This is a genomic window from Synechococcus sp. J7-Johnson, from assembly GCF_024345795.1.
Taxonomy (GTDB): Bacteria; Cyanobacteriota; Cyanobacteriia; order PCC-6307; family Cyanobiaceae; genus Regnicoccus_A.
In genome coordinates this window covers 14,604-36,646 of the sequence record NZ_JAGQBU010000026.1, presented here as the reverse complement: position 1 = coordinate 36,646, position 22,043 = coordinate 14,604, and the positions used below count along the sequence as shown (strand labels likewise).

Sequence of the window (22,043 nt, the reverse complement as noted above, 5' to 3'; positions counted from 1 at the left end):
CCGGAGCGGTTTTCGATCGATCCATGCCGGCCAGCAGGAGGTGGCCCATGACATCAGCCGGATGCTGGCGCTGGGAGAGGGCAGCCTGGCCCCAGGCACGGCTTGATCACACTTTTAGGCAGCCCTGTCGGCGCGGGTATCTTCACGCCGTTTAGCCTCGCGACGGCAGTTAGGTCGGCTTCTAGCTCAGTGCGGTCCAAATAACGTCCTTGCTCCTCCAGCGAAGCGAGCACCGCTCGGATCAAGTCCTGCAGTTTGCGGCCTTCTGCAATCTCGCGCGCGGCCGCAGCTTCGTCCTTGCGTTTCTTTGAGGTGGCGAGATTGGTGAAGGCGGTCTGGTCGTTCAACTTCTCTACTCGTTCTGGGGTCGCCTCGAAGTTCATGCGCAAGGGCCTCTCGACCGTCACCTTGAGAAATCCGAACTCCCGGTTTTCGAATACACGAGAGACAGTGCGCGACTCGGTCTCGCCCGTCTTCTGATCAATAACGACCTCTGCCGTCTCGCCGTCACGAAAGGCGCCATACAGGCGGGTGAGATGACGAATCTGGTCCTCGTTGATCTCATTGCGCTTGTTGTTTAGGCTCTTCTTCATCCGCTCAAAAAAGCGTGTGCCGTCGATCAGCTGCACCTTGCCGCGCCGCTCAGGCGCCTTGCGGTTGCTGACGAGCCAGACGTAGGTGAAGATGCCGGTGTTGTAGAAAAGCTGATCGGGGAGTGCGACGATGGCGTCGAGAAAGTCGTTCTCGATGATCCAGCGGCGGATGTTCGATGGCCCGGACCCGGCGTCGCCCGAGAAAAGCGGCGAGCCGTTGAACACGATGGCGATCTTTGACCCCTCGCCGCCGACCTGGGGCGCTGGGTGCATCTTCGACAACATATGCTGGAGGAACAGGAATGAGCCGTCGTTGATCGCGGGCAGCCCGGCGCCGAAGCGACCGGAGAAGCCGTGGAGCTCATGCTCCTTCTCGACGACGGATTTCTGATCCTTCCACTCCACGCCGAAAGGCGGGTTCGCCAGCATGTAGTGAAAACGCTCCCCCTCGAAGCCGTCGCGGGTCTTGCCATCGCCCAGCGTGTCGCCAAGGACGATGTTGCTAGTCTCTTCGTCCTTGATGAGCATGTCCGAGCAGCAGATCGCCCAGGACTCGTCGTTGTACTCTTGACCAAAAAGCGCGAGGTTGGCGCTTTCGTTTTGCGCGAGGATGAATTTTTCGGACTCTGACAGCATCCCGCCCGTACCGCAGGCAGGGTCATAGATCGTGCGGTAGATCCCAGGAGTGTAGACGTCCTGCTCTCCGGTATAGATCAGGTTCGCCATCAATCTGATGACTTCGCGCGGTGTGAAGTGATCACCGGCCTCCTCGTTGGCCTGCTCGTTAAAGCGCATCACAAGATGTTCGAACAGGTAGCCCATCTGCAGGTTGTCGATGCGGGCTGGGTGCAGGTCGACGCCAGCCATCTCCTTCACGATGGTGAATAACCGGTTGCTCGCATCGAGCTTTTCGATCTGGTCGGTGAATTTGAATCGCTCGAAGATACTGCGAGCGGATGGCGAGAAACCATTGATGTAGGCGACGAGGTTGGGCGCGATGTTCTCTGCGTCACCAAGCAGACGCCTGAATGTGAACGGACTGGTGTTATAAAGCGGATGAGTTCGCTCAGGATCGGCAGCCTTGCCTAGTAGCTTCTCCATGGCATTTTCCGGCATACCCTGAGCCGACAGCTTTTGATACTGCTCCATCACGTCATCCTTGGTTGCCTCAAGGGCACAATCCAATCGCCGCAACACGAGTATCGGCAGCATGACCAGGCGGTACTGAGGGGGCCGATATGGTCCTCGGAGACGGTTCGCGATTTCCCAGATGTGGCTTTTCAGCTGGTCGTGCAACTGAGAGTTCATTTATCTATCTTTTTGAGATTCGTGTGCATCTCAGAGGATTGGCCTTGAGCGGCTTCACTGTTTTTGTTTGTGAGTATAACTTGTTATTGGATGGTTTCCGTGAACCACATCCCGAAGCACCTCCTTTCTGTGAACCACGGCGGTCGCTCTTCGACATCCGGCTCAAAATCCTACGGGAGCTTCGGGTCTGTACCCCTGCCCGGCAAACTCAGTCGTGGTTCACGGGTCCGTGAACCACTTGTTCGAACGGCTACACCACGTCTGCTGGGCTGCATACCCCGAGAGGCCCGCGGTTGAGCACATGGGTATAGATCATGGTGGTGCTCACAACCTGATGACCCATCAGTTCCTGGATCGTGCGGATGGCCTGGCCCCTCTCCAACCGGTGGGTAGCAATGGAGTGCCGGAACGTATGGCAACTGGCTGCTTTGGTCACCCCAGACTCAGCAACAACCCGCTTCACCGCCAACGCATAGGGCATCAGCATCCGACCCCATCCTGCCGCTAGATCAGCTGATGTAGCTGGCGCACCTTCAGCAGATGCTCGTGCAGCCCAGCCACCAGGCTCTGGGGCAGCAGAGTCCGTCGATCCTTGCCGCCCTTGCCATCGCGCACTGTCAGCTCCCGCCGCTAAAAATCCAACTCCTTGACCCGCAGGCGCAGCGCTTCCATCAGTCGCAACCCACTGCCGTAGAGCAGCCCCACCACCAGCGCCTGGTTCTGGGTTGAGGCGCTTCCCATCTCCCGAGGGTGGCGCACCTGTAATTCCTCCCGATACCGCTGGATCAGGCCCGGTGGGCGAGAAGGGCTGGTGATGGGTCGGGGGAGTTCGCCGCTATCGGAGGATTCCCACCTACAACGCTTTCGCAATCAAACTGCCGGATCGCTCACACCGATCCAGCTACTTCACCGGCCTGCCTCCGCCATGGGGCTCGCTCATACCATCGCTTCCGGTTTCACCCACCGATCGAACTCTTCGGCGCTGATCTCACCGAGCACCAGGGACGCTTCCCTGAGGCTCAGCCGGTGTTCGTGGGCATGTTTGGCGATGGCGCAGGCACGGTCGTAGCCGATCGCCGGTGTGAGGGCGGTGACCAGCATCAGGCTCTGATCGAGCAGATCACCGATGCGGCTTTCGTTGGCCACCAATCCATCGATGCAGAGTGTGCGGAAGCTGCCGCAGGCTCCCGCGAGCAGATCAATGCTTTCGAGCACATTGTGGGCGATCAGGGGCTTGAACACGTTCAGTTCAAAATTGCCCTGGCTGGCCGCCATCTGCACGGCCGTGTTGTTGCCCATCACCTGCACCGCCACCATCGTGAGGCTCTCGCACTGGGTGGGATTCACCTTGCCCGGCATGATCGAGGAGCCCGGTTCGTTCTCCGGCAGGATCAGCTCCCCCAGTCCGCAGCGGGGGCCGCTGCCGAGCCAGCGGATGTCGTTGGCGATCTTCAACAGGCTGCCGGCCAGCACCGTGAGCGCGCCATGGGCCGCTGCCAGGGGTTCATGGCCTGCCAGTGCCTGGAACTTGTTCGGTGCAGCGGTGAACGGCATGCCGGTCCTCTCGCTCAGCCGCTCCGCCACCTCCTCGCCGAAGCCCGAGGGTGCATTGAGACCGGTACCCACCGCTGTGCCGCCGATCGCCAGTTGGCGCACCTTGGGCTCGGCGTGGCGCAGGGTCTCAAGCCCCAGCTCCAGCTGGGCCACGTAGCCGCTGAATTCCTGGCCCAGGCTCAGGGGCACCGCGTCCTGCAGATGGGTGCGGCCGATCTTGATGATCGCCGCGAACGCCTCTGCCTTGCTGCGCAGGGCTTCGATCAGCGCCTCCACCGATGGAATCAGCCTCCGCTCCAGTTCGATCGCCACCGCCACATGCAGCGCTGCAGGGAAGGTGTCGTTGCTCGACTGGCTCAGGTTCACATGATCATTCGGGTGCACCGGGCTCTTGCTGCCCAGCACACCGCCCGCCGCCTCGATCGCCCGGTTGGCGATCACCTCGTTCACATTCATGTTCGTCTGGGTGCCGGAGCCCGTCTGCCACACCTTCAGCGGAAATTCCTCATCCAGCGCCCCGCTCGCCACTTCTTCGGCGGCTGCCACGATCAGAGCAGTCAGCTCCGGTGCGAGCTTTCCTTCGGCCTGGTTCACTTCGGCGCAGGCGGCCTTGAGCTGGCCGAAGGCATGCACCACCGCCAGTGGCATCACCGCTCCAAAGGGGAAGTTGCTGATCGAGCGCTGGGTCTGGGCGCCCCAGTAGCGGTGAGCGGGCACCTCGACGGCACCGAGGCTGTCCGTTTCGCGGCGCGTGCTGGCATCCGGCTGGATCGTCATCAGCCTGCGGGCACCACTTCGCTGTTCAGCTCATTGAAGCTTCGGGTTGCGCTGGTACCGGAGCTGCCGGCTGGATTAAGCCCGGTGGCCTTGCTCAGGGCCGCGCTGATGGTCTCGCTGCTCACCTGGCCCTTGCCGTCGAACACCACACGGCCGGCGGCATCGAGCACCACCACCTGGGGAATCAGCCCTTTCCAGTAGTGGGCGGGGTCGCTGGTGCCTTGATCGGGTCGGTTCTGGACCTGATCGGTGGTGAGTGGAATGATCTCGACCCGCGAGCCCCACAGCCGCTGCAGCTCCGAGACCACGGGGGCGAACTGCTTGCTGTCGGCACTGTCATCGAGATAGAAGATCAGCACCACTGGACGGTGATCGGCCATGGCCTGGGCCAGGCTGCTCCGGGGTGGCACCAGCGAGCCATTGCCGGCATAGAGCGAATAGATGTTGCCGTCGTAGCTGTTGGTGGTGAGGGCAGCCGCCGCTGGAGACGCCGGGGCCAGCAGCAGCCAGATGCCGAGGATCAGGCTGAGAAGACAGGCTCTGAGGGGCTGGAAGGGGCCGGCTTGGAAGCCGAGGCGGGCAGGAAGGCGCAACCGAACACCAGATGGGCTTGGGCCATTGTGACTCTCAGGGTCTGCTGATGCCTCGCCCCAGCCCCTGGAGGATCCCCCGTCCCACCAGGCCGATGGCACGACCGATCACCTGGGTCAGCACCACCACGATCAGATCACCGACGCGCTGCAGCAGGGTGCGCAGCTGCGGTGCCAGAGCATCACGGGCCTCCAGCGCCAGGGTGACGCTCTGCTGGAGCCAGCCCAGTTGGCGCAGTTCCTCGTCGCGGGGTTCGGTGAGCAGCAGCGGGCAGATCGTTCCCCCTTGCTCGAGGCGGTAGAGGCGCCGCTGGCTTTCGTAGAGCTGGATCGGCTTCTCGAACCACTCGCTCCAGCGCTGCTGGGCATTGAGCTGGTTGCGCAGGCGCTCGAGGCTGCGGGTGGCGATCAGCTCCTTTACCAGCAGGTAGCGGCGCAGTTCCGGCCAGTCGCCGCAACTGGCGAGCACATCGGCGCTGATGCGCTCGGCGCTGCGGATAACCCAGTTGCTCACCAGAGACTCCAGATAGAGCAGGGCCTGAGGTTCGTCAGGGGCCAGCAGGCGGCCGTCCACCAATAGCGGCTGCGCCGAGAGCAGGGCCGCCAGCATCGGCTGGCTGGGGGGAAGCTCAGGGTCGTCGAGCTCGAAGCTCCCCTGGCTGGTGAGGGCGTCGGCCACGGGGAGCAGCGCTCCCTGCTGGGGCAGTTGTACATAGGGGCCGGCCATCTGGCGCAGGGCCTGGCGACGCAGTTCAGGCTGCAGGCTCTGCCAGCGCCCCTGCAGGTCGTCGCCGCGCAGGCGTTCCTGGCGCAGCTGGCGCAACAGCTGATCCAGCTGGGTCAGCAAGGCCACGAACAGATCGCGCCGCCGCTCCGGGCTCAGTCCTTCCAGGGCGAACAGCTCGGCACTGCCCTGGCGCAGCAGCGGCCCCTGGCTGGCCTGGCTCAGCCGTTGATGGATTGTCTCCCACACCGCCACGGCGGTGCGCTGCCTCAGGGTGATGGCGGTGCTGCCCCCACTGGGCGGGCGGGGTTCGTCGGCAGGGCTCTGCTGCTCAGGGGGCAGTCCCGTGGCACTCCAGGCCATCGACACCGGCCCCCACAGCCAGATCAGCAGGGTCCGGGCGGAGCGCAATTCCCGCAGCCGCCCCTCCAGGATCAACTGCAGCAGCAGGTTGGAGGGGGGAGGATCGAGCAGTTTGCTGCAGAGTTGCAGCTCCTGATCGATCTGCTGCAGGCCGCTGATCAGCAGCCACTGGCCGAGCCCCATCGTTCCAGCTCCCCAGACGCCGCTGGTCTGGGGATTGACTCTGGAGCGGGTGCCGCCGTCCAGCGCCACCACCCGCCCGCCCTGCAGCAGGGTGGCCACCGCCTCCAGCAAGGCTTCCGGTTCGGGCTCCTGCAGCAGTCCGGCGGCCGGCAGCTGCAGGAGCCAGTCACTGCTGCAGCCGGGCTGGGCGGGGATCAGCAGCAGCAGGGGGGCCGGTAACCAGCGCTGCTCCAGCCGCTCCAGCTCCAGCAGCAGGTTGCTGGGATGGATCGGGGCCTCCAGGCTCCAGATCACCAGCTGGGGGGCGCCTTCGAGTTCGGAGGGTTCGCCCGCCACCCGGCACAGGGGGCTCGCTTCCTTGAGCAAGCGGCTCAGGCCCTGACGCAGCAGCGGCTGAGCCAGCAGCAGCACCTGGACGCTGGTGATCCCAGCAGCCTCATGGGCGGCCGCAGGCTCAATCACGCGCCGTTCCTGTTCATCGACTCAAGGTAACGAGCGCAGGCTGGAAACTCCAGGGTCTGGATCAGATCAGGGCCTGCGGCGGCCGAAGAGCTGAAGGGTGTACGACTCGATGCTGTAGCCGGTGAGATCCTCGATCTGCTGCACCAGCTCCTCGGGCAACACCACATCGAGGTCCTGGATCTCGCCGCTGTTCAGGCAGGTGAGGTGGCTGTGGGGATCGCTGCGGTAGCCATAGAGCCTGCCGCTGGCGCGGTCGAGGCACTCGATCACACCAGCAGACTGGAGGGCCTCGAGGTTCTGGTAGACGGAGGTGTGGCCGATGTTGCGGCCCTGGGTATTGAGGCGCTCAAAGATGTCACGGGCACTTAGGTGACGCCGATCGCTCCAGAGCAGTTCCAGCACCATTCGCCGCTGGCGGCTAAGGCGCATGCCTAGATCACGACAGCGCCTGAACGCCTGGGCCACCGTGACGCGCAGGTCGGCCGGGGCTGATTCCTGCAGAGCACTCTCGCCGTTAGCTGAGGCTGAGCCTTCGCCGGCTGATCGGGTCGCTCCGGAGCTCACCGGCACGGTTGTGGTGGTGAGGGCGACAGACACGGAGTGGAGGTCAACACGAGGTGATCTCTATGTTAAGGGCCACGCTCGATCGGTTTGTGTCGCCTGGGGGTGAGCTCGCTTCGATCAGCAGTGCGAGGCTTCAACTGGGTCCTGCAACCGCGACGATCCCACCGCTTGCAGGGCTTCGCCCAGGTCGAAACTGCCGTCGTACAGCGCTCGGCCCACGATCACCCCTTCCACCCCCAGTGGGGCCAGGCTGAGCAGGGCCAGCAGGTCGGTGACCGAGCCCACGCCGCCCGAGGCGATCACCGGCACGGAACTGGCGCTGGCCATGGCCCGCAACGCCTCCAGGTTCGGCCCGGCCAGAGTGCCGTCGGTGGCGATGTCGGTGCTGATGATCGCCGCCACGCCGCTGCCTTCGAAGCTGGCGGCCAGCTCGGTGGCCACGGTGCGGCTCTCCTCGATCCAGCCCCGCGTGGCCACCAGGCCGTTGCGGGCATCGATTCCCACCACGATGCGGCCGGGATGGCGGGCCGCCAGTTCCCGCACCAGCTCGGGCTGCTCGATCGCCACGGTGCCGAGGATGACCCGATCGAGTCCGCAGGCCAGCAGGTCGTCGGCTCGCTCTGCAGTGCGCACACCGCCGCCCAGCTGCACCGGAATCGTAAGGGCGGCGGTGATGGCGCGCACCACGGCATCGTTGACGGGCTGGCCACTGCGGGCGCCATCGAGATCGACGAGATGCAGCCGCTCGGCGCCCTGTCTTTGCCAGGCCAGCGCCTGGGCCACGGGGTCATCGTTGAAGCGGGTCACCTGGTCGTAGTCGCCCTGATGCAGGCGCACGCAGTGGCCGTCGAGCAGGTCGATGGCAGGAATGATCTGCATGGCAGGGCGGACTGAGCCGTGGTAGCGACTCATCCTGGCTGGTTGGAGGCCACCGCCAGCCCGTAGGGCTCATGGTCGGCAGGATCGGTGATTCCCAGCTCCAGTCGCCAGTCGGCCACGGGCCGCTCCCATCCTTCCTCCCAGCGGGCCAGCGCCAGGCAGGAAGCGCTGTGGCCGATCGCCATTCCATGGGCAACGGCGCGGCTGAGCAGTTCGAAGCGCTCAAGCTGCAGCCGGAAGCTGGCCAGCTGGCCGGCGGTGGTGAGCAGCACGTAGGCCGGGAAGCCGATCTGGCAGGCGGTGATCGCAAGTACGCCGCTCTCCCCCACTGCCGCGGTGCCGAAGCCGCTCACCACGTGATGAATGTCGTGGGTGGTGGCGATGCGCTGAGTCAGCCAGCGGGCCTCGGTGTCGACCGGACGTGGCCGGAAGAACTCGGGGTCGTAGTTGAGCTGCCGGATCAGTTGGGCGTAGCTGTGGCCGAGGCTGCCCTCAGGCAGCTGGATCAGTGAGTCGATATCGGGCTGGAGGGGTGGGTAGCGCCCATCCATCAGCTCAGCGCCCCCGGGCAAAGCACGGAAGCGCCGAACGCATTCCGCCATCTGGGGGCTGTCGATCAGGTTGTCGACCAGATCCGCCACCGAACCCAGATCGCCTCCGCTGCGACCGATGGCGGCCAGCAGCTTGAGGTTGTTCAGGGAACGCAGCAGTTCGGCGAAGCGCGTCATCAGATGTCGCTCAGGACCGCGTCCACTGTGGCTCTTTTGGGTAGGGCCTCCATGGCTCGCTTGAATGGCCCCCAGTACGGCCAGGCGCCCAATGAAGATCCTTGTGATGGGTGGCACCCGTTTCATCGGCAAGCCCCTGGTGGCCCAGTTGCAGGAGGCCGGCCATGCCATCACCCTGTTCACCCGCGGACGCAATCCCGTGCCGGCGGATCTGGAGCATCTGGTCGGCGATCGAACCTCCGCTGAGGACCTCGCCCAGCTGCAGGGCCGCAGCTTCGACGTGATCATCGACAGCAGCGGTCGCAGCGGCGTCGACAGCGAGGCAGTGGTGGAGCGCACCGGAGCACCCAGCCACCGATTCGTCTACGTCAGTTCCGCCGGGGTCTATGCCGACAGCGAGCTCTGGCCCCTCGATGAGCAGGCCGCCACCGATCCGGCCAGTCGCCATGCCGGCAAGCTCGACACCGAGACGTGGCTGCGGCAGCAGGCGATCCCCTTCACCAGCTTCCGCCCCACCTACATCTATGGACCCGGCAACTACAACCCGGTCGAGAGCTGGTTCTTCGATCGGATCGTGCATGGCCGGCCTGTGCCCCTGCCCGGTGATGGCACCACCATCACCCAACTGGGTCATGTGAGTGATCTGGCCACGGCGATGGCCCGCTGCCTGGATGTGGAGGCTGCGGCCAATCGCATCTACAACTGCAGCGGGGCCCAGGGCGTCACTTTCCGGGGCCTGGTGGCCGCGGCGGCGCGGGCCTGCGGCGTCGACCCGGCGGCGGTGGAGATCCGCAGTTTTGATCCCTCGGGGCTTGACAAAAAAGCCCGCAAGGCCTTCCCCCTGCGCCTTGCCCATTTCCTCACTGACATCCACAGGTTGCAGCGGGAGCTGGCCTGGTCGCCCGCCTTCGATCTCGAAGCCGGCCTGGCTGACAGCTTCAGCAACGATTACGCCCTGCGCGGCCCCACCACCCCCGACTTCAGCTCCGACGAGGCCCTGCTGGCCGGCTGAGGCCCACACCGAGGTAGCCCAAGCCGGAGCTGAGCGCCAGCAGCAGCGACGGCCAGAACAACCACCAGCCCAGGCCGCGCAGACCGCTGGCCAGGGGCCAGGCCTGGGGCCATAGCAGCAGCAGCAGGGAGGCGAACTGGAGCACGGTCTTGGCCTTGCCAGCACTCGAGGCCGGCCCGCCACTGTCCTGGCCGGCCCGCCAGCCGGAGATCAGCAGCTCCCTCGCCAGCAGCAGCCACACCGCCCATAGAGGCAGAGTCCCCTCCCTGGCCAGCCAGAGCAGGGGAGCGCTGATCAGGATCTTGTCGGTGAGGGGGTCGAGCCGTGCTCCCCAGACCGAGCCGCCGCCAGAGCGCCGGGCCAGCCAGCCGTCGGCCCAGTCGCTGAACCCGCCCAGCAGCAGCAAGGCCCAGCCCAGACTCGTCTGGCCGGCGCCGAGGGCCAACAGGATCGGCAGCCCCAGGAAGGCCCTGGCCACGGTGAGGGCGTCGGCCAGGCGGCGAGCCAGGGGCGATGCGGGCTGCCCGCCATCGGATTCAGGTGCGAAAGGGGTCATCGCGGCCGTGCCTGGGCGTGCCCCCACGCTGGCCTAGAACCCTTGCAGACGCTCTGCACCGATGACTCCCGACACCCCAGGAACCGTACGGGTGGCCGACGCGATGTCCACACCCGTGCTGTCGGTGAAACCGACCACGCTGCTGCAGGAGGCGGTGAAGCTGATGAGTGATCACCACATCAGCGGCCTGCCCGTGCTTGACGAGCACGGGGCCCTGATCGGCGAGTTGAGCGAGCAGGACCTGATGGTGCGCGAAAGCGGCTTTGATGCCGGCCCATACGTGATGCTGCTCGACGCCGTGATCTATCTGCGCAACCCCCTCGACTGGGACAAGCAGGTGCATCAGGTGCTGGGCAACACGGTGGCTGATGTGATGAACCGCCACCCCCATACCTGCAACGCTGAGGTGTCGCTGGCCGCGGCCGCCAAGCTGCTGCACGACCGCTCCACCCAGCGGCTGTTCGTGCGTGAGGGCGAGGCCGTGGTGGGGGTGCTCACCCGCGGCGATGTGGTGCGCGCCCTGGCGGCTGAGGGCTGAGCGCCTGCCAGGGCACGATCGCCCCGTCAGCCACCAGCCAGATCTGCTCGCCAGGATCGCAGGGGTGTCCCCCTGTGAGCTGCCCGAAAGAGGGCAGCACCAGGCGCCGTACCCCTTCGTCGTAGCTGAAGCAGGGCAGGCGCAGGCGATCGCTGCGGTCACCGATCAGCGCCACAGGGTGCAGGTGGCCGCAGACGTGCAGACGATCGGTTGACCCGGGTGGGGGCTGATCTTCGGGACCATGGCTCAGCCAGAGGCTTCCCCGGGCCATGGCCGCTTCCTGGGGCAGCCCCTCGATCCAGCTGCCCCGTTCGTGGTTGCCGCCGATCAGCCGCAGCCGGCAGCCCAGCAGCTGGGGCAGGGCCCTGAGTTTCTGGCGCAGCTCGGCGGTGAGGCCCAGCCGGCTGTGGATCAGGTCGCCCAGCACCACCACTTCCTGCGGGCGCCAGACGTGGGCCAGGGTGAGCAGGGCGTTGAGGGTGCCCGCATCCCCGTCGCTGGGCAGGGCGATGCCCTGGCTCTGGAAGGTCTCGGCCTTGCCCAGGTGCAGATCGGCCACCAGCAGCAGCTTTTGCTCGGGATCCCAGAGCGCCTTGGCCGCCAGCAGCTCCAGCCGCTGCCCCCGCCAGTGGAAGGGGGCCCGATCGAGAGGGTGATCCACCATCGCGCCGCCCGCTCAGTCGGTGGCCATCGCCGCCTGATAGGCGGGCCGGGCGCGGGTGGCCTCGATCGTGGCCTGAACCGCCGGGTAGGGGCTCAGATCGAGCTGGGGGAAAAAGACGGGCAGGTAGGCCAGATGGGCATTCACGGCGCAGTCGGCCACACCCCAGGCCGCACCGATCAGGGGGTGGCCATCGGCCAGGCGTTGGTCGAGAGCGGCCATCAGCCGCGGAAACTCCCGCTCCCGGGCCGATTCCACGAACAGGGCAGTGGCCAGGGTGGCATTGGCGAACAGCACCCACTGCTCGGCCAGGGCCCGCTGCTCGGGGCTGGTGAATTCCTCGCCATAGCGATCAGCGAGGTAGAGCAGGATCGCGCCGCTCTCGAACAGGTGCAGGGGTTTTCCGAGCGGGTCCTGGGCGCCGGTGTCCTCCAGTGCCGGCACTTTGCCGAAGGGATTGATGGCGAGGAAGGCCTCCTGCCGGTGCTCTCCGGCCTGCATGTCGAGCAGGCGCCAGTTGTAGGGAATCCCCTTCTCGGCCAGATACCAGCGGGGCATGGACGCCCTGGAGCGGAGACCGCCGTAAAGAGTCAAGGTCATCGAACCATCATCTTGCAGACCGGCCTCAAACTGGTAAAGGGACCCAGATGCCGCTGTCGATCCTGAACGAGACACTTCGCAGGAGAGATGGTGAATGAATCCGAGCAGATCCACGTCCCCGAGCGTTTCCAGCGCCTGGCCCCCTATCTGGTGGGCCGGGCCCGGCGGGGAATCGTCGGCAGCAGCCGCTATGCCGTGACGCTGAGGGATCGGGTGCGGCAGGCCGCCGCCGATCCGGAGCGGCGGCCGGTGCTGATCGTCGGCGAGCCCGGGCTGGAGAAGGATGACGTGGCCGCCCTGATCCACTTCGGCTCCACCACCCGTCGTCGCTTGATGGTGCAGCTGGATGGAGCCCTGCTGCGGGGCGATGGGGCGGAGCTGTTCGGCAGTGTCAGCAGCGATGGCGCCGGCTCGCTGCTTGATGACATCGGCGACGGCAGCTTGCTGATCAACAAGCTCGACCGGGTCGATCCCGCCCTGCTGCCGGCGCTGCTGACGCTGGCCCGCAGAGGCGACTGGTGCGCCCCCGGTACCGGCTCGACGCCCCGCCGCTTTGGCGGCCGGTTGTTCTTCACCACCGAGACAGCCCTGCCCAGCTTCGATCGGTGCTGCTCCCTGATCCGGGTGCCTCCGCTGAGGGTGCGGCGCCAGGACCTGGGCGAGTGGCTGCGCTATCTGCTGCGGCTGCGCAGCAGGGAGTTGGCCTGGACGGTGCCGCCGATCGTGGGTGAGGAGGTGATCCGACGTCTGCAGATCCGCGATTTCCCCGGCAACGTGCGGGAACTCGAAGGCCTGGTCGACCGGGCGCTGCGGCAGGTGCCGGTCCCAAGCCTGCCTGCCGCCGAGCGGAACCCTCCGCTGCAGCTTCCAGAAGAGGTGTTCTGGCAGACGCCGCGGCCCCAGCGGCTGCGATTCGACCTCTGGCGCTGGAAGCCGCCGCTGCGTCAGTGGATGCGTTCGCCACGGCTCTGGAACAGCCTGCTGTTCGGTCTGGTCAGCTGGGTGTTCGTGCTGGTCAACCTCTGGCTTTGGCTTGGGCCGCAGGACCGGGACCACAACGGCGGGCTCAACATGTTCTGGGCCTGGTGGTGGCCGCTGATCCTCCTTGGCTATCCCCTTGTGGGCCGCCTGTGGTGCTCGTTCTGCCCGTTCATGGTCTGGGGTGAGATCGTCCAGCGGCTGGCACGGGCGCTTGGCTGGCAACCGGCCAGCTGGCCCCGGGGCAACACCGACGCCTGGGCAGCGCCGGCCCTGGCGGCCGGTTTCGCCGCGATTCTGCTCTGGGAGGAGCTGGCCGATCTGGAGAACAGCGCCTGGCTGAGCAGCGCCCTGCTGTTGCTGATCACGGCGGGCGCGGTGATCGGCTCGCTGCTGTTCGAGAAGCGCTTCTGGTGCCGTTATCTCTGCCCGGTGGGGGGAATGAACGGCCTGTTCGCCAAGCTCTCGATCCTGGAGTTGCGCGCCCAGCAGGGCACCTGCAGCGGCAGCTGCAGCACCTATGCCTGCTTCAAGGGCGGTCCCGCCGATGGGGAAGGGCTGGCCACAGCCGGCTGCCCGCTCGGCACCCACCCGGCTCACCTCGACGACAACCGCAACTGCGTGCTCTGCCTCACCTGCGCCCAGGCCTGCCCGCACCGCTCAGTGCAACTGAGCCTGCGGCCACCCGCTGCCGATCTGCAGCGGGAGATGGCTCCACCCGACGGGGAGGCTGGTCTGATCCTGGTGCTCGCCGGCGGCGTCTGCCTGAAGTTCTGGGATCGGCTGCTGGGGGGGCTGCCCCTGGCCCCCGACAGCCTGCAGGCGGGCCCCTTGCTGCCGCGCCTGGCCTTTGCCGTCCTGGCTCTGGCGCTGCCTTCTGCCCTGGCCCTGCTTGCGCTTCGGATCGGGAGCTGGTTGACACCGCCGGAGCGGGCTGCCCGGCGTCTGCGCCTCGGGCTCTATGGCCTGCTGCCCCTGCTCTGGGCGCAGTTGCTGGCGCGGCACCTGCCGGTGGGGATGGCGGAAGCGGGCCGGTTGCTGCCGGTCAGCTTCCAGCAGCCGCTGCCCAGCTGGAGCGCCGATCATCACGTGATTGCCTTCTGCCAGAGCCTGGTGCTGCTGCTGGGGGTCGGCGGGTCGCTGGTGTTGCTGCGCCGCCTGCTGCTGAACAGCCGGGCGGCTCTGTGGTGGGGCAGCGCCGCGGCCCTGGCCCTCGGGGCTGGGGGGCGCTGGCTGGTGGCGGGTTAGGCGGGCTCGCCAAGGCCGCAGGCTCCGTTTCCATGCTGGCGGCGGTATCTGTCAGGGCCTCACAGCAGCGCGCAGAGCCGTCGGATGTCGGAGCTGCTGTAGAGGCTTCGCGTTGCTCCGGGTGTGAGCACGGCGAAGTTGTGCTCTTTTGTGAGCAGGTTGGCGGCCCCGAGGCGGTTGGCGATCTCCACCCGCTCAAGGCCGCGGCTGTTCCGCCACAGCCGGCAGTCGTGGCGGGTGTCGTTGCTGACGCCAGTCGCCCAAACCCAGTTGGGGCCAGCCAGCAGCGTGGCGATCAACAGGGCAGGCCCGAGGCAACGGTGGCGCATCGACGACATCCAGCGGTGTCCAGTGTCCAACCAGATGTGTTCCAGCTGCTACACCAAAGCTGCCGCGCTCCGCCAGGATTCAGCAAGAGATGGAGAGCCCTGTGACCAGACGACGCCTCCAGCGCCAGCTTCCGGGCGAAACCCTCCACTGGCTTGAGTGCCGCCTGCACGCCCTCGAGAGCCGAGATGAATTCGAAGAGGCCTATGCCCTGCGGATGGAAATGGCCGAGTGGCTGCTGGAAGCCGGCCACGATCAACCCGTAAGCAACCTCACGGTGGCTCGGCTGCTGCGGGATCGAACCGTATTGGTGGATTCGCTTCTCTGCGACCCGACATAATCACGCCAGCCGGCCTCCCCCCATGACCATCGCCCTGCTGATTGCCCTGGTGGGCTCCCTGGTGCTGATGAGCTGGATCGTCAAGAAGCTCAGCAAGGCCTGATCCAGGCCTGAGCAACCCGCCAGCTGCTGCAGCTTCAGGCCAGCGAACGTCCTCGCCAGGTCCAGCCCTGTCCTGTGCTGACCTTCCAGATCGAGACTGGAGCGATTGCGCCAATCACCAAACCCCCCAGCCAGCTCAGCCACCAGTAACGCAGGTCGAGCCTGAAGCGCCAGCGGCTCCAGAGCCGTAGCGCAAGTTGCAGGCCCACCCCTGCCAGTGCCGGCGAGAGCAGCGACGGCCAGGCCAAGGGTTGCCGGATCGCCTGCAGCCCCGCCAGCAGCAGCAGCAGCCAGGGGCCGCTGAACTGGCTAAGCACCACACCACCGCTTGCCAGGGTGAGCAGGGGGTTGCGGTTCAGGCCGAGATGCCAGTTCTTGGTCCAGCCCTCCCAGAGCGCACTGAAATCTGGGTACATGCGCAGCTCCAGCAGGTCGACGCCGAGCAGATAGCGCAGGGTGAGGCCCCGCTCCTTGATGGCCCGCGCCAGGGCGAGATCTTCCACCACTTCCGCCGCCAGGGCACGATGCCCGCCGATGGCCTCGTAGCTGGAGCGGCGGAAGAGCATGAACGGCCCCGCGGCGAAGGCGGTGGGGTCGCCGGGATCGTTGGCGCGGGCGATCGGAAAGCCCAGTCCCAGCAGCGCCACCACGATCGGTTGCACCACCCATTCGGCCAGGCAGCCGCAGCGGATTCGCGGGGCGAGAGTGAGCAGATCGGCACCGCTGCGGCGCGCCTCGGCCACGGCGCTGGCCAGAGCCGCCGGCGCCACGGTCACATCGGCATCAACGAACAGCAGCCACTCCGTCGGGGGCGGGCCAGCTTCGGGAGTGGGGTGCTGGCTCAGCAGCCGTACAGCTTCGCTGCAGGGCCAGTTCTTGCCGCTCCAGCGTTCGCTGACTGGGCGGGGCCCGCAGCGCAGCACCTGCAGGGGCGGTGATGGGAAGGTGCCGGCCTCGATCAGCGCCTCCAGCCCTTCGGCTGTGCCGTCGCTGGAGTCGTCGACGGCCACAATCAGCCGCCAGCCCAGCCCCTGCAGCTCGCTTGCGAGCAGGGCGCCCACGCAGCTCTCGATCCTGGAGGCCTCGTTGTAAGCGGGCACGATCACGCTCAGGAAGTCGCGACCGCTGGCCTCAGCTGCACCCGTGGAAGCTCCAGCGGGGCTGGTTTCCGTGGCCCCCAGGCGCGGGGCGCGCCCCATGGTGAGCTCCAGGGCCAGCAGCAGCACCAGCAGCCCGAAGGCCGCCAGCCAGCCAGCCACCAGCAGCAGCTGGATTGTGATCGCCATGGTCATGGAGCCCAGCCCAGCGGCGCCCACTCTCGTCGTTCAGCCGTCGTCTTCCGCCTTACTGGCTTCGGCCACCAGCCGCTGCACCCGCTCCAGCACCGACTCGCTGCTCATGCGGTTGTTGAGGCGCTCCACGAGCAGAGGGAAGGCGAAGGGCCCTGGCCGCGGGGTGCGCACCAGCAAGCGCTGAGCGCTGCTGATGCGCTCAAGGGCCTGGCGCAGGCGCCCCAGTTCCAGCTGCTCGTCCATCACTTCGCGGCGGGCCTGCTCCAGCAGGAGGTTGCCGGGTTCATGCCGGCTGAAGACATCGAAGAGCAGGGCAGCGCTGATCTGCAGCTGGCCGCCGCTTTTTTTCTGCCCCGGGAAGCCGTTCACCACCAGTCCGGCGATCTGAGCGATGGAGCGGAAGCGGCGGCGGCAGAGCTCGGAGAGGTTGATCGAAGCCTCCAGATCCGCTTCGAGCCCCGCCTGATCGAGCAGGGCATCGCTCCAGTCCTCGTAGAGCGCTTCGAAGGGGTAGCCGCGGGGAGCCAGCAGCTCGAAGCCGTAGTCGTTCACCGACACCGTGATCGTGGCCGACTGGATCCGGGTCAGCCGCCCGGCCCAGAGGAAGCCCAGACCCTCATGCACGAAGCGCCCCTCGAAGGGGTAAGCGAACAGATGGCTGCCCTCGCGGCTGCGGGTCACCTCCACCAGAAACTGATCCTCACGCGGCAGGCGAGAGAGGTCGGCCTGACGGCGCAGCAGCGGCTCCAGGGCCCGCAGTTCGGCAGTGTCGAGCCGATGGCCTTCGCCGCTGGTTGCCGCCGGATCGGTGGCCTGGATGGCGCCGGCACAGCGGTGCACTTCCCGGCGCAGGTGAACGCTGAGCAGGTCGGAGAGGGCCATCTGGCCCCCGGCCCAGGCAGGCACTGTGCGGCTCTTGCGGGTGCTGGCCTTCACCAGGGCGGTCATGTCACGCAGCCGCACGAACTCCAGCTGCCGCCCGGCAAAAAAGAACACATCGCCCGGCTTCAGGCGCGATACGAAGCCCTCCTCCACATGACCGAGGGTGGCGCCGCGCACCACCTTGACGTTGATCGAGCTGCTGGAGGTGATCGTGCCGATCCCCAGCCGGTGCAGGCGGGCGATGACGGGATCCTTGACCCGGAACAGAACGGGCGCGCCCGTGGCTGGGACGGCACCAGGGGGCTCCTCCCGCTCCAGCTTGCGGTAGCGGGGATAGGCGCCGAGGCAGTCGCCGCCGTGCTCCAGGAAGCGCAGGCACCACTGCCAGCTGGCCCCATCGAGGTGGCGGTAGCTCCAGCTGCTGCGCACCCGCTCCAACTCCCGCTCCGGCTCGAAGCCCGGCCCGCAAGCCAGGCTGGTGAGGTGCTGCAGCAGCACATCCAGCGGCGCCACCGGCGGCCGCCGGGTTTCCACCAGCCCTTCCGCCAGCCCCCGCCGCATCGCCGACACCTCCAACAGCTCGAGGGCGTTGGTGGGCATGAACAGCACCTGGGAGGTGCCGCCGGGATTGTGGGCTGAGCGGCCGGCCCGCTGCAGCAGCCGCGCCAGGTTCTTGGCACTGCCGATCTGCACCACGCGCTCCACCGGCTGGAAGTCGACCCCCAGATCGAGAGAGCTGGTGCAGACCACCCAGCGCACCGCCCCAGACTTGACCCCCGCCTCGATCGCCTCCCGCTCGGCCCGGTCGATCGAGCCGTGGTGCAGGGCCAGCGCCCCCTCCATCTCCGGGCAGGCGTAGCGCAGACATTGGTGCCAGCGCTCCGACTGATTGCGCGTGTTGGTGAACAGAAGCGTGGAGATGGCTGGATCGAGGGCCGCTACCAGTTCCTCGTACATGCGCAGGCCCAGGTGTCCCCCCCAGGGGAAGCCATCGATCGATTCGGGCAGCAGACTGCGGATCTCGGTGTGCCGCTTGATCCGCGCACACACCAGCAGGGGGTCTTCGCCTGCGCCAACTCCCACCGCTGCACGGGCGGCCTCCTCCAGGTTGCCGATGGTGGCGCTGATCGCCCAGGTCCGCAGTCCCGGGCGCTGCCCTCGCAGCCAGCTCAGGGCCAGCTCCGTCTGGCTGCCGCGTTTGCTGCCCATCAGCTCGTGCCATTCATCCAGCACCACCGCCTCGAGGCCTGCGAACAGTTGCAGTGCCGCCCGGTTCGCCAGCAGCACCGAGAGTGATTCCGGCGTGGTGATCAGGATCTGGGGCGGCTGCCTGAGCTGACGGCTGCGTTCACCGCTGGCGGTGTCGCCGTTGCGGATGCCCAGCGTCAGCGGCCAGCCCATGGCCTCGATCGGCTCTCGGATCGCCAGGGCCAGATCGCGGCTGAGAGCCCGCAGGGGCGTGAGATAGAGCAGGCGCAGGCCGGCACCCGGGTTCGCGAGCATCGCGGCGATCGGTCCCATCACCGCCGCATAGGTTTTGCCGGCGCCGGTGGGCACCTGGATCAGACCGTTCTGTCCGCGCAGGTACGCCTTCCAGCACTGGCGCTGAAAGGGAAGGGGCCGCCAGCCCTTGTGGCGGAACCAGGCCTCGATCGGCTCAAGCGCGGCGCTCTGGGAGACCAAGGCAGAGGTGCCGTATCAGGTGGTGAGGATGCCCACCACCACTGCGGCGATGGCCAGGATCACAGCCCCCTGCACCACGCCGGCGGCCACGTTGCCCTTGCGGATCTCGGCGCGGTAGTCGATCGGGGAGAGCTTGTCGAACAGCAACAGGCCCCCGTAGATGAGGATGACTCCGACAACGGTCCACCCGACCGTCAGCAGGAGCTGGAGCAGGGGTTTGACCATGGCGGCATCCCAAAGCGCCTTACAGGCTAAGGACCGGCCCGGATCACGCAGTGGCCAGGCGGATGTGCGGCGTTGGCCGCTGCTGCTGGGGCTGCTGCCCCTGATCCCCCTGCTGGTGCTGCTGCTGTCGTGGCTGGAGCAGCCCCAGCGCCAGCAGATCGCGGTGGCACCGGAGCAGCCGGGCACCAGTGATTCCCTGCCCCTGGAGTCAGGCTGGATCGGCAGTCCATTGATCAAGCTGCGGGCCGAGCTGCCTGTGAACACCTCGATGGGCCTTGGAGTGGAGCTGCTTGATGCCGGCGGGGCCACCGTGCTCGAGCTGGCTAAGGATGGCTGGCGCGAAACCGGCAGCTGGTCGGAGGGGGGCGAGAGCGGCAGCTGGGACGAGAGCGACAACGGCGTGGTTCTGTCGTTGCGACCGCCGCGATCGGGGGACTACCGCCTGCGGCTCACGCTCGAGGATCTGCTCGACACAGCCGGCCGTCCTCTGGAGAGCCCCCTGCTAGTGCGGGTGGAGGTGCGTAACCACAGCGTCAATGCTCCGTTGCTCTGGTTCACCGCGCTGGTTACGCAGCTGATGGCGGGAATCGCCATGAGGGCCACCTACCGCAACTGGCGCCTGCGCAAGGTGCTGCGGGTGGAGGACAGTCGCGTGCTGCTGCGCAGCCGCCTGGGGGGAACCGGCCTGGTGCGAGTGGCGGTGCGTGCCCGCTACGAACGGCCCAGCAGCGATGCCGGCCCCCTCGCCTCCCAACTCAAGGCGGCGCTGGAGCTGGAGGTGAGCGATGCCCTCGGCCGCTCTCGCCTGAGCTTTCAGCGCAGCCTGCCGGTGACGGCCCACTCCAGCGACGGTGACCACTGGCTGACCGTGGAGGAGGTGCTCCATCTCAAGCTGATTGAGCGAGCCAGCCTGGGGCTGCGGCTGAAGCTGCCTGAAACCATCGACGATGGCGGAGAGCCCTGGGAGATCGAGTGGTTGCGGCTGGTGCTGGAAGACGGCGTGCTCAGCTCACACCCGGTGGCCGTGCTGACGCTGGAGGCCGGAGATGGCGCCTGAACGCACCTTGATCCTCCTGCTCACGATCTCGGCGGTGACGGTGGGCACGGTCAGTGCGGTCCGCCGGCCGTTCCTGTTCCAGCTGGGCCAGGAGGGGGTACCGCCTGGATCCACTGGCGTCAGCTACCGCGGCAGCTACCGGGGCGGCTTGTGGGTTCCACGCAGTGGTCGCTCCAGCTGGCCTGGGTTCCAGGGGCGGGGCCCCGGGACGGCCAAGTAGGCGTGCCGCCGTTTTCAGCGCTGCAGGTGCGGGTGCTGCTGGTCACCGCGGCGCTCTCCTCCAGTGTGGGTCTGGTGCTGGAGCTGATGCTGGTCACCCAGGCCAGCTATCTGCTCGGCGATGCGGCCCTGGCCACGGGTGTGGTGATCGGCACCTTCCTGGCGGCCATGGGGCTGGGGGCCTGGCTGAGCCAGTTCGTGGACGGCGGCGAGCGGCCCATGCAGCGACTTCTGGGCGCGTTCCTGCTGGTGGAGATCTGCCTCTCGCCGCTCTCCCTGCTGGGCCCGCTGGCGCTGTTCGCTGTGTTCAGCGTCGATGGCCCGCTCTGGCTTGTCCTGGTGGTTGTTACGGTGATGGTGGGGGTGCTGGGGGGCATGGAGGTGCCTCTGCTCACCCGGCTGCTGGAGAGCCAGCAGCACCTGCGCACGGCCCTGGCCAGGGTGCTGGCCCTTGATTACCTCGGCGCCCTGCTGGGCTCCCTGCTCTTTCCGCTGCTGTTGCTGCCGGTCTTCGGCCTGCTGCCCACCGCGGGACTGCTGGCGATGGTGCCCCTGATCAGCAGTGCGGTGCTGTGCTGGGTGTTCCCGAGTTGCCGTCGCTGGCGCTGGCCGCTCAGCGGTGCCCTGCCCTTGGCCGCCCTGGCTGCCTGGGCGCTGGTGCCCCTTGGCAACCGGATCGAGGACGGCCTCTATGACGACCCGGTGGTGGGGCGGGTTCAGTCGCGCCATCAGCGCATCGTGCTCACCAGCCGTCGCGGTGATCTGCGCCTGTTTCTCGACGGGAACCTGCAGTTCTCCAGCCTGGATGAATACCGCTATCACGAGGCACTGGTGCATCCAGCCCTGGCGCTGCACGGCCAGCCTGAGCGGGTGCTGCTGCTGGGGGCCGGCGATGGGCTGGCGGCCCGGGAGATCCTGCGCTGGCCGGGGATGCGCCGGCTCGATCTGGTGGAACTGGATCCGCAGATGCTGCAGCTGGCACGGGCCCATCCCTTCCTGCGCCGCCTCAACCAGGCGAGCCTTGAAGACCCGCGGGTGCACACGTACGTGGGTGATGCGTTCGAGCTGGTGCGACGCCTGAAGGCCCCCTACGACGTGGTGATAGCCGACTTCCCCGACCCCGACAGCCCTGCCGTGGCGCGGCTCTACAGCGTCACGTTCTATGGGCGCCTGCTGGAGCGGCTGGCGCCCGGCGGCTTGCTGGTGACCCAGGCCTCCACCCCGTTCTTCACGCCGAAGGTGATGGCCTCGATTCAGGCCACCATGGCCGAGCTGAATCTGATTACGCGCCCGTACAGCGTCGATGTGCCCAGTTTCGGGCCGTGGGGTTTCGTGCTGGCCCATCGCCCCGGCCGGAGCCTGCAGCCGGTAACTCCTCCGTTTGAGGGGCGCTGGTTCGATCGCGCCCAGCTGGAGAGGCTGTTCGTGCTGCCCAGGGATCTGCGACCCCCGGAGGGTGCGGAAGTGCTGCCGAACCGACTGACTCGGCCGGTGCTGGATCGATATCAGCGCCAGCCCCTCTGGCGGCAGGACTGATCCCCTTCGGGCGGTGATCGATAGGCTGAGCTTCTCCGGACGTCAGGCTCCGGGCCGAGGCC

22 protein-coding genes are annotated in these 22,043 nt (G+C 67.1%); 7 read left to right on the top strand and 15 right to left on the bottom strand.

All coding sequences use genetic code 11. The features are described from left to right. Positions 1-53: 53 nt before the first annotated feature. From KBY93_RS12245 to KBY93_RS12210, 8 genes are all read right to left on the bottom strand, one after another. Entirely contained in the window at positions 54-1,901 is a 1,848-nt protein-coding gene (locus KBY93_RS12245) for a class I SAM-dependent DNA methyltransferase (RefSeq protein WP_255094706.1), read from the bottom strand. Positions 1,902-2,151: 250 nt separating this feature from the next. Further along, entirely contained in the window at positions 2,152-2,388 is a 237-nt protein-coding gene (locus KBY93_RS12240; RefSeq protein ID WP_255094705.1) for a tyrosine-type recombinase/integrase, read from the bottom strand. Between the two features lie 449 nt (positions 2,389-2,837). After that, positions 2,838-4,232: a class II fumarate hydratase gene (gene fumC / locus KBY93_RS12235; protein WP_255094704.1), complete on the bottom strand. Its 1,395-nt coding sequence runs from the start codon at positions 4,230-4,232 to the stop codon at positions 2,838-2,840. Further along, entirely contained in the window at positions 4,232-4,825 is a 594-nt protein-coding gene (locus tag KBY93_RS12230) for a thylakoid membrane photosystem I accumulation factor (protein ID WP_255094703.1), read from the bottom strand. The genes fumC and KBY93_RS12230 overlap by 1 nt, the downstream gene beginning before the upstream one ends. A 34-nt stretch (positions 4,826-4,859) precedes the next feature. Then, on the bottom strand, positions 4,860-6,554 hold the full coding sequence (locus tag KBY93_RS12225; protein ID WP_255094702.1) for a DUF3685 domain-containing protein: 1,695 nt from the start codon (positions 6,552-6,554) through the stop codon (positions 4,860-4,862). 66 nt (positions 6,555-6,620) lie between these two features. Continuing rightward, positions 6,621-6,983, bottom strand: a complete 363-nt coding sequence (locus tag KBY93_RS12220; RefSeq protein WP_255094709.1) for a transcriptional repressor — start codon at positions 6,981-6,983, stop codon at positions 6,621-6,623. A gap of 252 nt (positions 6,984-7,235) precedes the next feature. After that, complete coding sequence (gene hisA, locus KBY93_RS12215; RefSeq protein ID WP_255094701.1) at positions 7,236-7,997, bottom strand: 1-(5-phosphoribosyl)-5-[(5-phosphoribosylamino)methylideneamino]imidazole-4-carboxamide isomerase; 762 nt, start codon at positions 7,995-7,997, stop codon at positions 7,236-7,238. A 29-nt stretch (positions 7,998-8,026) separates the two neighbouring features. Beyond that, entirely contained in the window at positions 8,027-8,725 is a 699-nt protein-coding gene (locus KBY93_RS12210; protein ID WP_255094700.1) for a Coq4 family protein, read from the bottom strand. A gap of 91 nt (positions 8,726-8,816) precedes the next feature. Here KBY93_RS12210 and KBY93_RS12205 point away from each other — a divergent pair, with 91 nt between their 5' ends. Beyond that, complete coding sequence (locus KBY93_RS12205) at positions 8,817-9,737, top strand: NAD-dependent epimerase/dehydratase family protein (RefSeq protein WP_255094699.1); 921 nt, start codon at positions 8,817-8,819, stop codon at positions 9,735-9,737. Here the strand turns inward: KBY93_RS12205 and KBY93_RS12200 are convergent. Next, a complete protein-coding gene (locus tag KBY93_RS12200; protein WP_255094698.1) occupies positions 9,706-10,293 on the bottom strand; it encodes a CDP-alcohol phosphatidyltransferase family protein in 588 nt (195 codons plus the stop codon). The two genes, KBY93_RS12205 and KBY93_RS12200, sit on opposite strands and share 32 nt — an antisense overlap. A 103-nt stretch (positions 10,294-10,396) precedes the next feature. On the opposite strand from KBY93_RS12200, the gene KBY93_RS12195 reads away from it, so the two are divergent. Then, positions 10,397-10,831, top strand: a complete 435-nt coding sequence (locus KBY93_RS12195; protein WP_255094708.1) for a CBS domain-containing protein — start codon at positions 10,397-10,399, stop codon at positions 10,829-10,831. Here the strand turns inward: KBY93_RS12195 and pdeM are convergent. Together pdeM and KBY93_RS12185 are read right to left on the bottom strand one after the other, a co-directional pair. Then, complete coding sequence (gene pdeM / locus KBY93_RS12190; RefSeq protein WP_255094697.1) at positions 10,788-11,495, bottom strand: ligase-associated DNA damage response endonuclease PdeM; 708 nt, start codon at positions 11,493-11,495, stop codon at positions 10,788-10,790. The genes KBY93_RS12195 and pdeM overlap by 44 nt on opposite strands. 12 nt (positions 11,496-11,507) lie before the next feature. Further along, complete coding sequence (locus tag KBY93_RS12185; RefSeq protein ID WP_255094696.1) at positions 11,508-12,092, bottom strand: glutathione S-transferase family protein; 585 nt, start codon at positions 12,090-12,092, stop codon at positions 11,508-11,510. Between the two features lie 87 nt (positions 12,093-12,179). Between KBY93_RS12185 and KBY93_RS12180 the strand changes: the two genes are divergently transcribed. Further along, positions 12,180-14,318: a 4Fe-4S binding protein gene (locus KBY93_RS12180; protein ID WP_255094695.1), complete on the top strand. Its 2,139-nt coding sequence runs from the start codon at positions 12,180-12,182 to the stop codon at positions 14,316-14,318. A 59-nt stretch (positions 14,319-14,377) separates the two neighbouring features. Here KBY93_RS12180 and KBY93_RS12175 read toward each other — a convergent pair whose 3' ends face one another. Beyond that, positions 14,378-14,647 carry a hypothetical protein gene (locus KBY93_RS12175; protein WP_255094694.1) on the bottom strand — a complete coding sequence of 90 codons (270 nt, stop codon included), beginning with the start codon at positions 14,645-14,647 and terminating at the stop codon, positions 14,378-14,380. A gap of 89 nt (positions 14,648-14,736) precedes the next feature. On the opposite strand from KBY93_RS12175, the gene KBY93_RS12170 reads away from it, so the two are divergent. Beyond that, positions 14,737-14,985, top strand: coding sequence for a hypothetical protein (locus KBY93_RS12170; protein ID WP_255094693.1), 249 nt, complete (start codon positions 14,737-14,739; stop codon positions 14,983-14,985). A 137-nt stretch (positions 14,986-15,122) separates the two neighbouring features. Here KBY93_RS12170 and KBY93_RS12165 read toward each other — a convergent pair whose 3' ends face one another. Genes KBY93_RS12165 through KBY93_RS12155 form a run of 3 tightly spaced genes read right to left on the bottom strand, consistent with a single transcriptional unit; the run spans position 15,123 to position 19,169 of the window. After that, a complete protein-coding gene (locus tag KBY93_RS12165; RefSeq protein ID WP_255094692.1) occupies positions 15,123-16,373 on the bottom strand; it encodes a glycosyltransferase family 2 protein in 1,251 nt (416 codons plus the stop codon). Positions 16,374-16,412: 39 nt separating this feature from the next. After that, entirely contained in the window at positions 16,413-18,944 is a 2,532-nt protein-coding gene (locus KBY93_RS12160; RefSeq protein ID WP_255094691.1) for a ligase-associated DNA damage response DEXH box helicase, read from the bottom strand. A gap of 15 nt (positions 18,945-18,959) precedes the next feature. Next, positions 18,960-19,169 carry a DUF350 domain-containing protein gene (locus KBY93_RS12155; RefSeq protein ID WP_255094690.1) on the bottom strand — a complete coding sequence of 70 codons (210 nt, stop codon included), beginning with the start codon at positions 19,167-19,169 and terminating at the stop codon, positions 18,960-18,962. On the opposite strand from KBY93_RS12155, the gene KBY93_RS12150 reads away from it, so the two are divergent. Genes KBY93_RS12150 through KBY93_RS12140 form a run of 3 tightly spaced genes read left to right on the top strand, consistent with a single transcriptional unit; the run spans position 19,168 to position 21,981 of the window. After that, positions 19,168-20,226: a hypothetical protein gene (locus tag KBY93_RS12150; RefSeq protein ID WP_255094689.1), complete on the top strand. Its 1,059-nt coding sequence runs from the start codon at positions 19,168-19,170 to the stop codon at positions 20,224-20,226. The two genes, KBY93_RS12155 and KBY93_RS12150, sit on opposite strands and share 2 nt — an antisense overlap. Then, entirely contained in the window at positions 20,216-20,446 is a 231-nt protein-coding gene (locus KBY93_RS12145; protein WP_255094688.1) for a hypothetical protein, read from the top strand. The genes KBY93_RS12150 and KBY93_RS12145 overlap by 11 nt, the downstream gene beginning before the upstream one ends. A gap of 2 nt (positions 20,447-20,448) precedes the next feature. Further along, positions 20,449-21,981, top strand: coding sequence for a polyamine aminopropyltransferase (locus KBY93_RS12140; protein ID WP_255094687.1), 1,533 nt, complete (start codon positions 20,449-20,451; stop codon positions 21,979-21,981). Positions 21,982-22,043 lie beyond the last annotated feature (62 nt).

Bases quoted from the DNA above. Each gene is read 5' to 3' on its own strand.
- KBY93_RS12210 (WP_255094700.1), bottom strand. From the start codon at position 8,725: ATGACGCGCTTCGCCGAACTGCTGCGTTCCCTGAACAACCTCAAGCTG.
- KBY93_RS12220 (WP_255094709.1), bottom strand. From the start codon at position 6,983: ATGCGCCTTAGCCGCCAGCGGCGAATGGTGCTGGAACTGCTCTGGAGC.
- KBY93_RS12150 (WP_255094689.1), top strand. From the start codon at position 19,168: ATGGCGGCATCCCAAAGCGCCTTACAGGCTAAGGACCGGCCCGGATCA.
- KBY93_RS12145 (WP_255094688.1), top strand. From the start codon at position 20,216: ATGGCGCCTGAACGCACCTTGATCCTCCTGCTCACGATCTCGGCGGTG.
- KBY93_RS12185 (WP_255094696.1), bottom strand. From the start codon at position 12,092: ATGACCTTGACTCTTTACGGCGGTCTCCGCTCCAGGGCGTCCATGCCC.
- KBY93_RS12165 (WP_255094692.1), bottom strand. From the start codon at position 16,373: ATGGCGATCACAATCCAGCTGCTGCTGGTGGCTGGCTGGCTGGCGGCC.
- hisA (WP_255094701.1), bottom strand. From the start codon at position 7,997: ATGCAGATCATTCCTGCCATCGACCTGCTCGACGGCCACTGCGTGCGC.
- KBY93_RS12205 (WP_255094699.1), top strand. From the start codon at position 8,817: ATGAAGATCCTTGTGATGGGTGGCACCCGTTTCATCGGCAAGCCCCTG.
- KBY93_RS12240 (WP_255094705.1), bottom strand. From the start codon at position 2,388: ATGCTGATGCCCTATGCGTTGGCGGTGAAGCGGGTTGTTGCTGAGTCT.
- KBY93_RS12170 (WP_255094693.1), top strand. From the start codon at position 14,737: ATGGAGAGCCCTGTGACCAGACGACGCCTCCAGCGCCAGCTTCCGGGC.
- KBY93_RS12195 (WP_255094708.1), top strand. From the start codon at position 10,397: ATGTCCACACCCGTGCTGTCGGTGAAACCGACCACGCTGCTGCAGGAG.
- fumC (WP_255094704.1), bottom strand. From the start codon at position 4,232: ATGACGATCCAGCCGGATGCCAGCACGCGCCGCGAAACGGACAGCCTC.
- KBY93_RS12200 (WP_255094698.1), bottom strand. From the start codon at position 10,293: ATGACCCCTTTCGCACCTGAATCCGATGGCGGGCAGCCCGCATCGCCC.
- KBY93_RS12175 (WP_255094694.1), bottom strand. From the start codon at position 14,647: ATGCGCCACCGTTGCCTCGGGCCTGCCCTGTTGATCGCCACGCTGCTG.
- pdeM (WP_255094697.1), bottom strand. From the start codon at position 11,495: ATGGTGGATCACCCTCTCGATCGGGCCCCCTTCCACTGGCGGGGGCAG.
- KBY93_RS12180 (WP_255094695.1), top strand. From the start codon at position 12,180: ATGGTGAATGAATCCGAGCAGATCCACGTCCCCGAGCGTTTCCAGCGC.
- KBY93_RS12155 (WP_255094690.1), bottom strand. From the start codon at position 19,169: ATGGTCAAACCCCTGCTCCAGCTCCTGCTGACGGTCGGGTGGACCGTT.
- KBY93_RS12245 (WP_255094706.1), bottom strand. From the start codon at position 1,901: ATGAACTCTCAGTTGCACGACCAGCTGAAAAGCCACATCTGGGAAATC.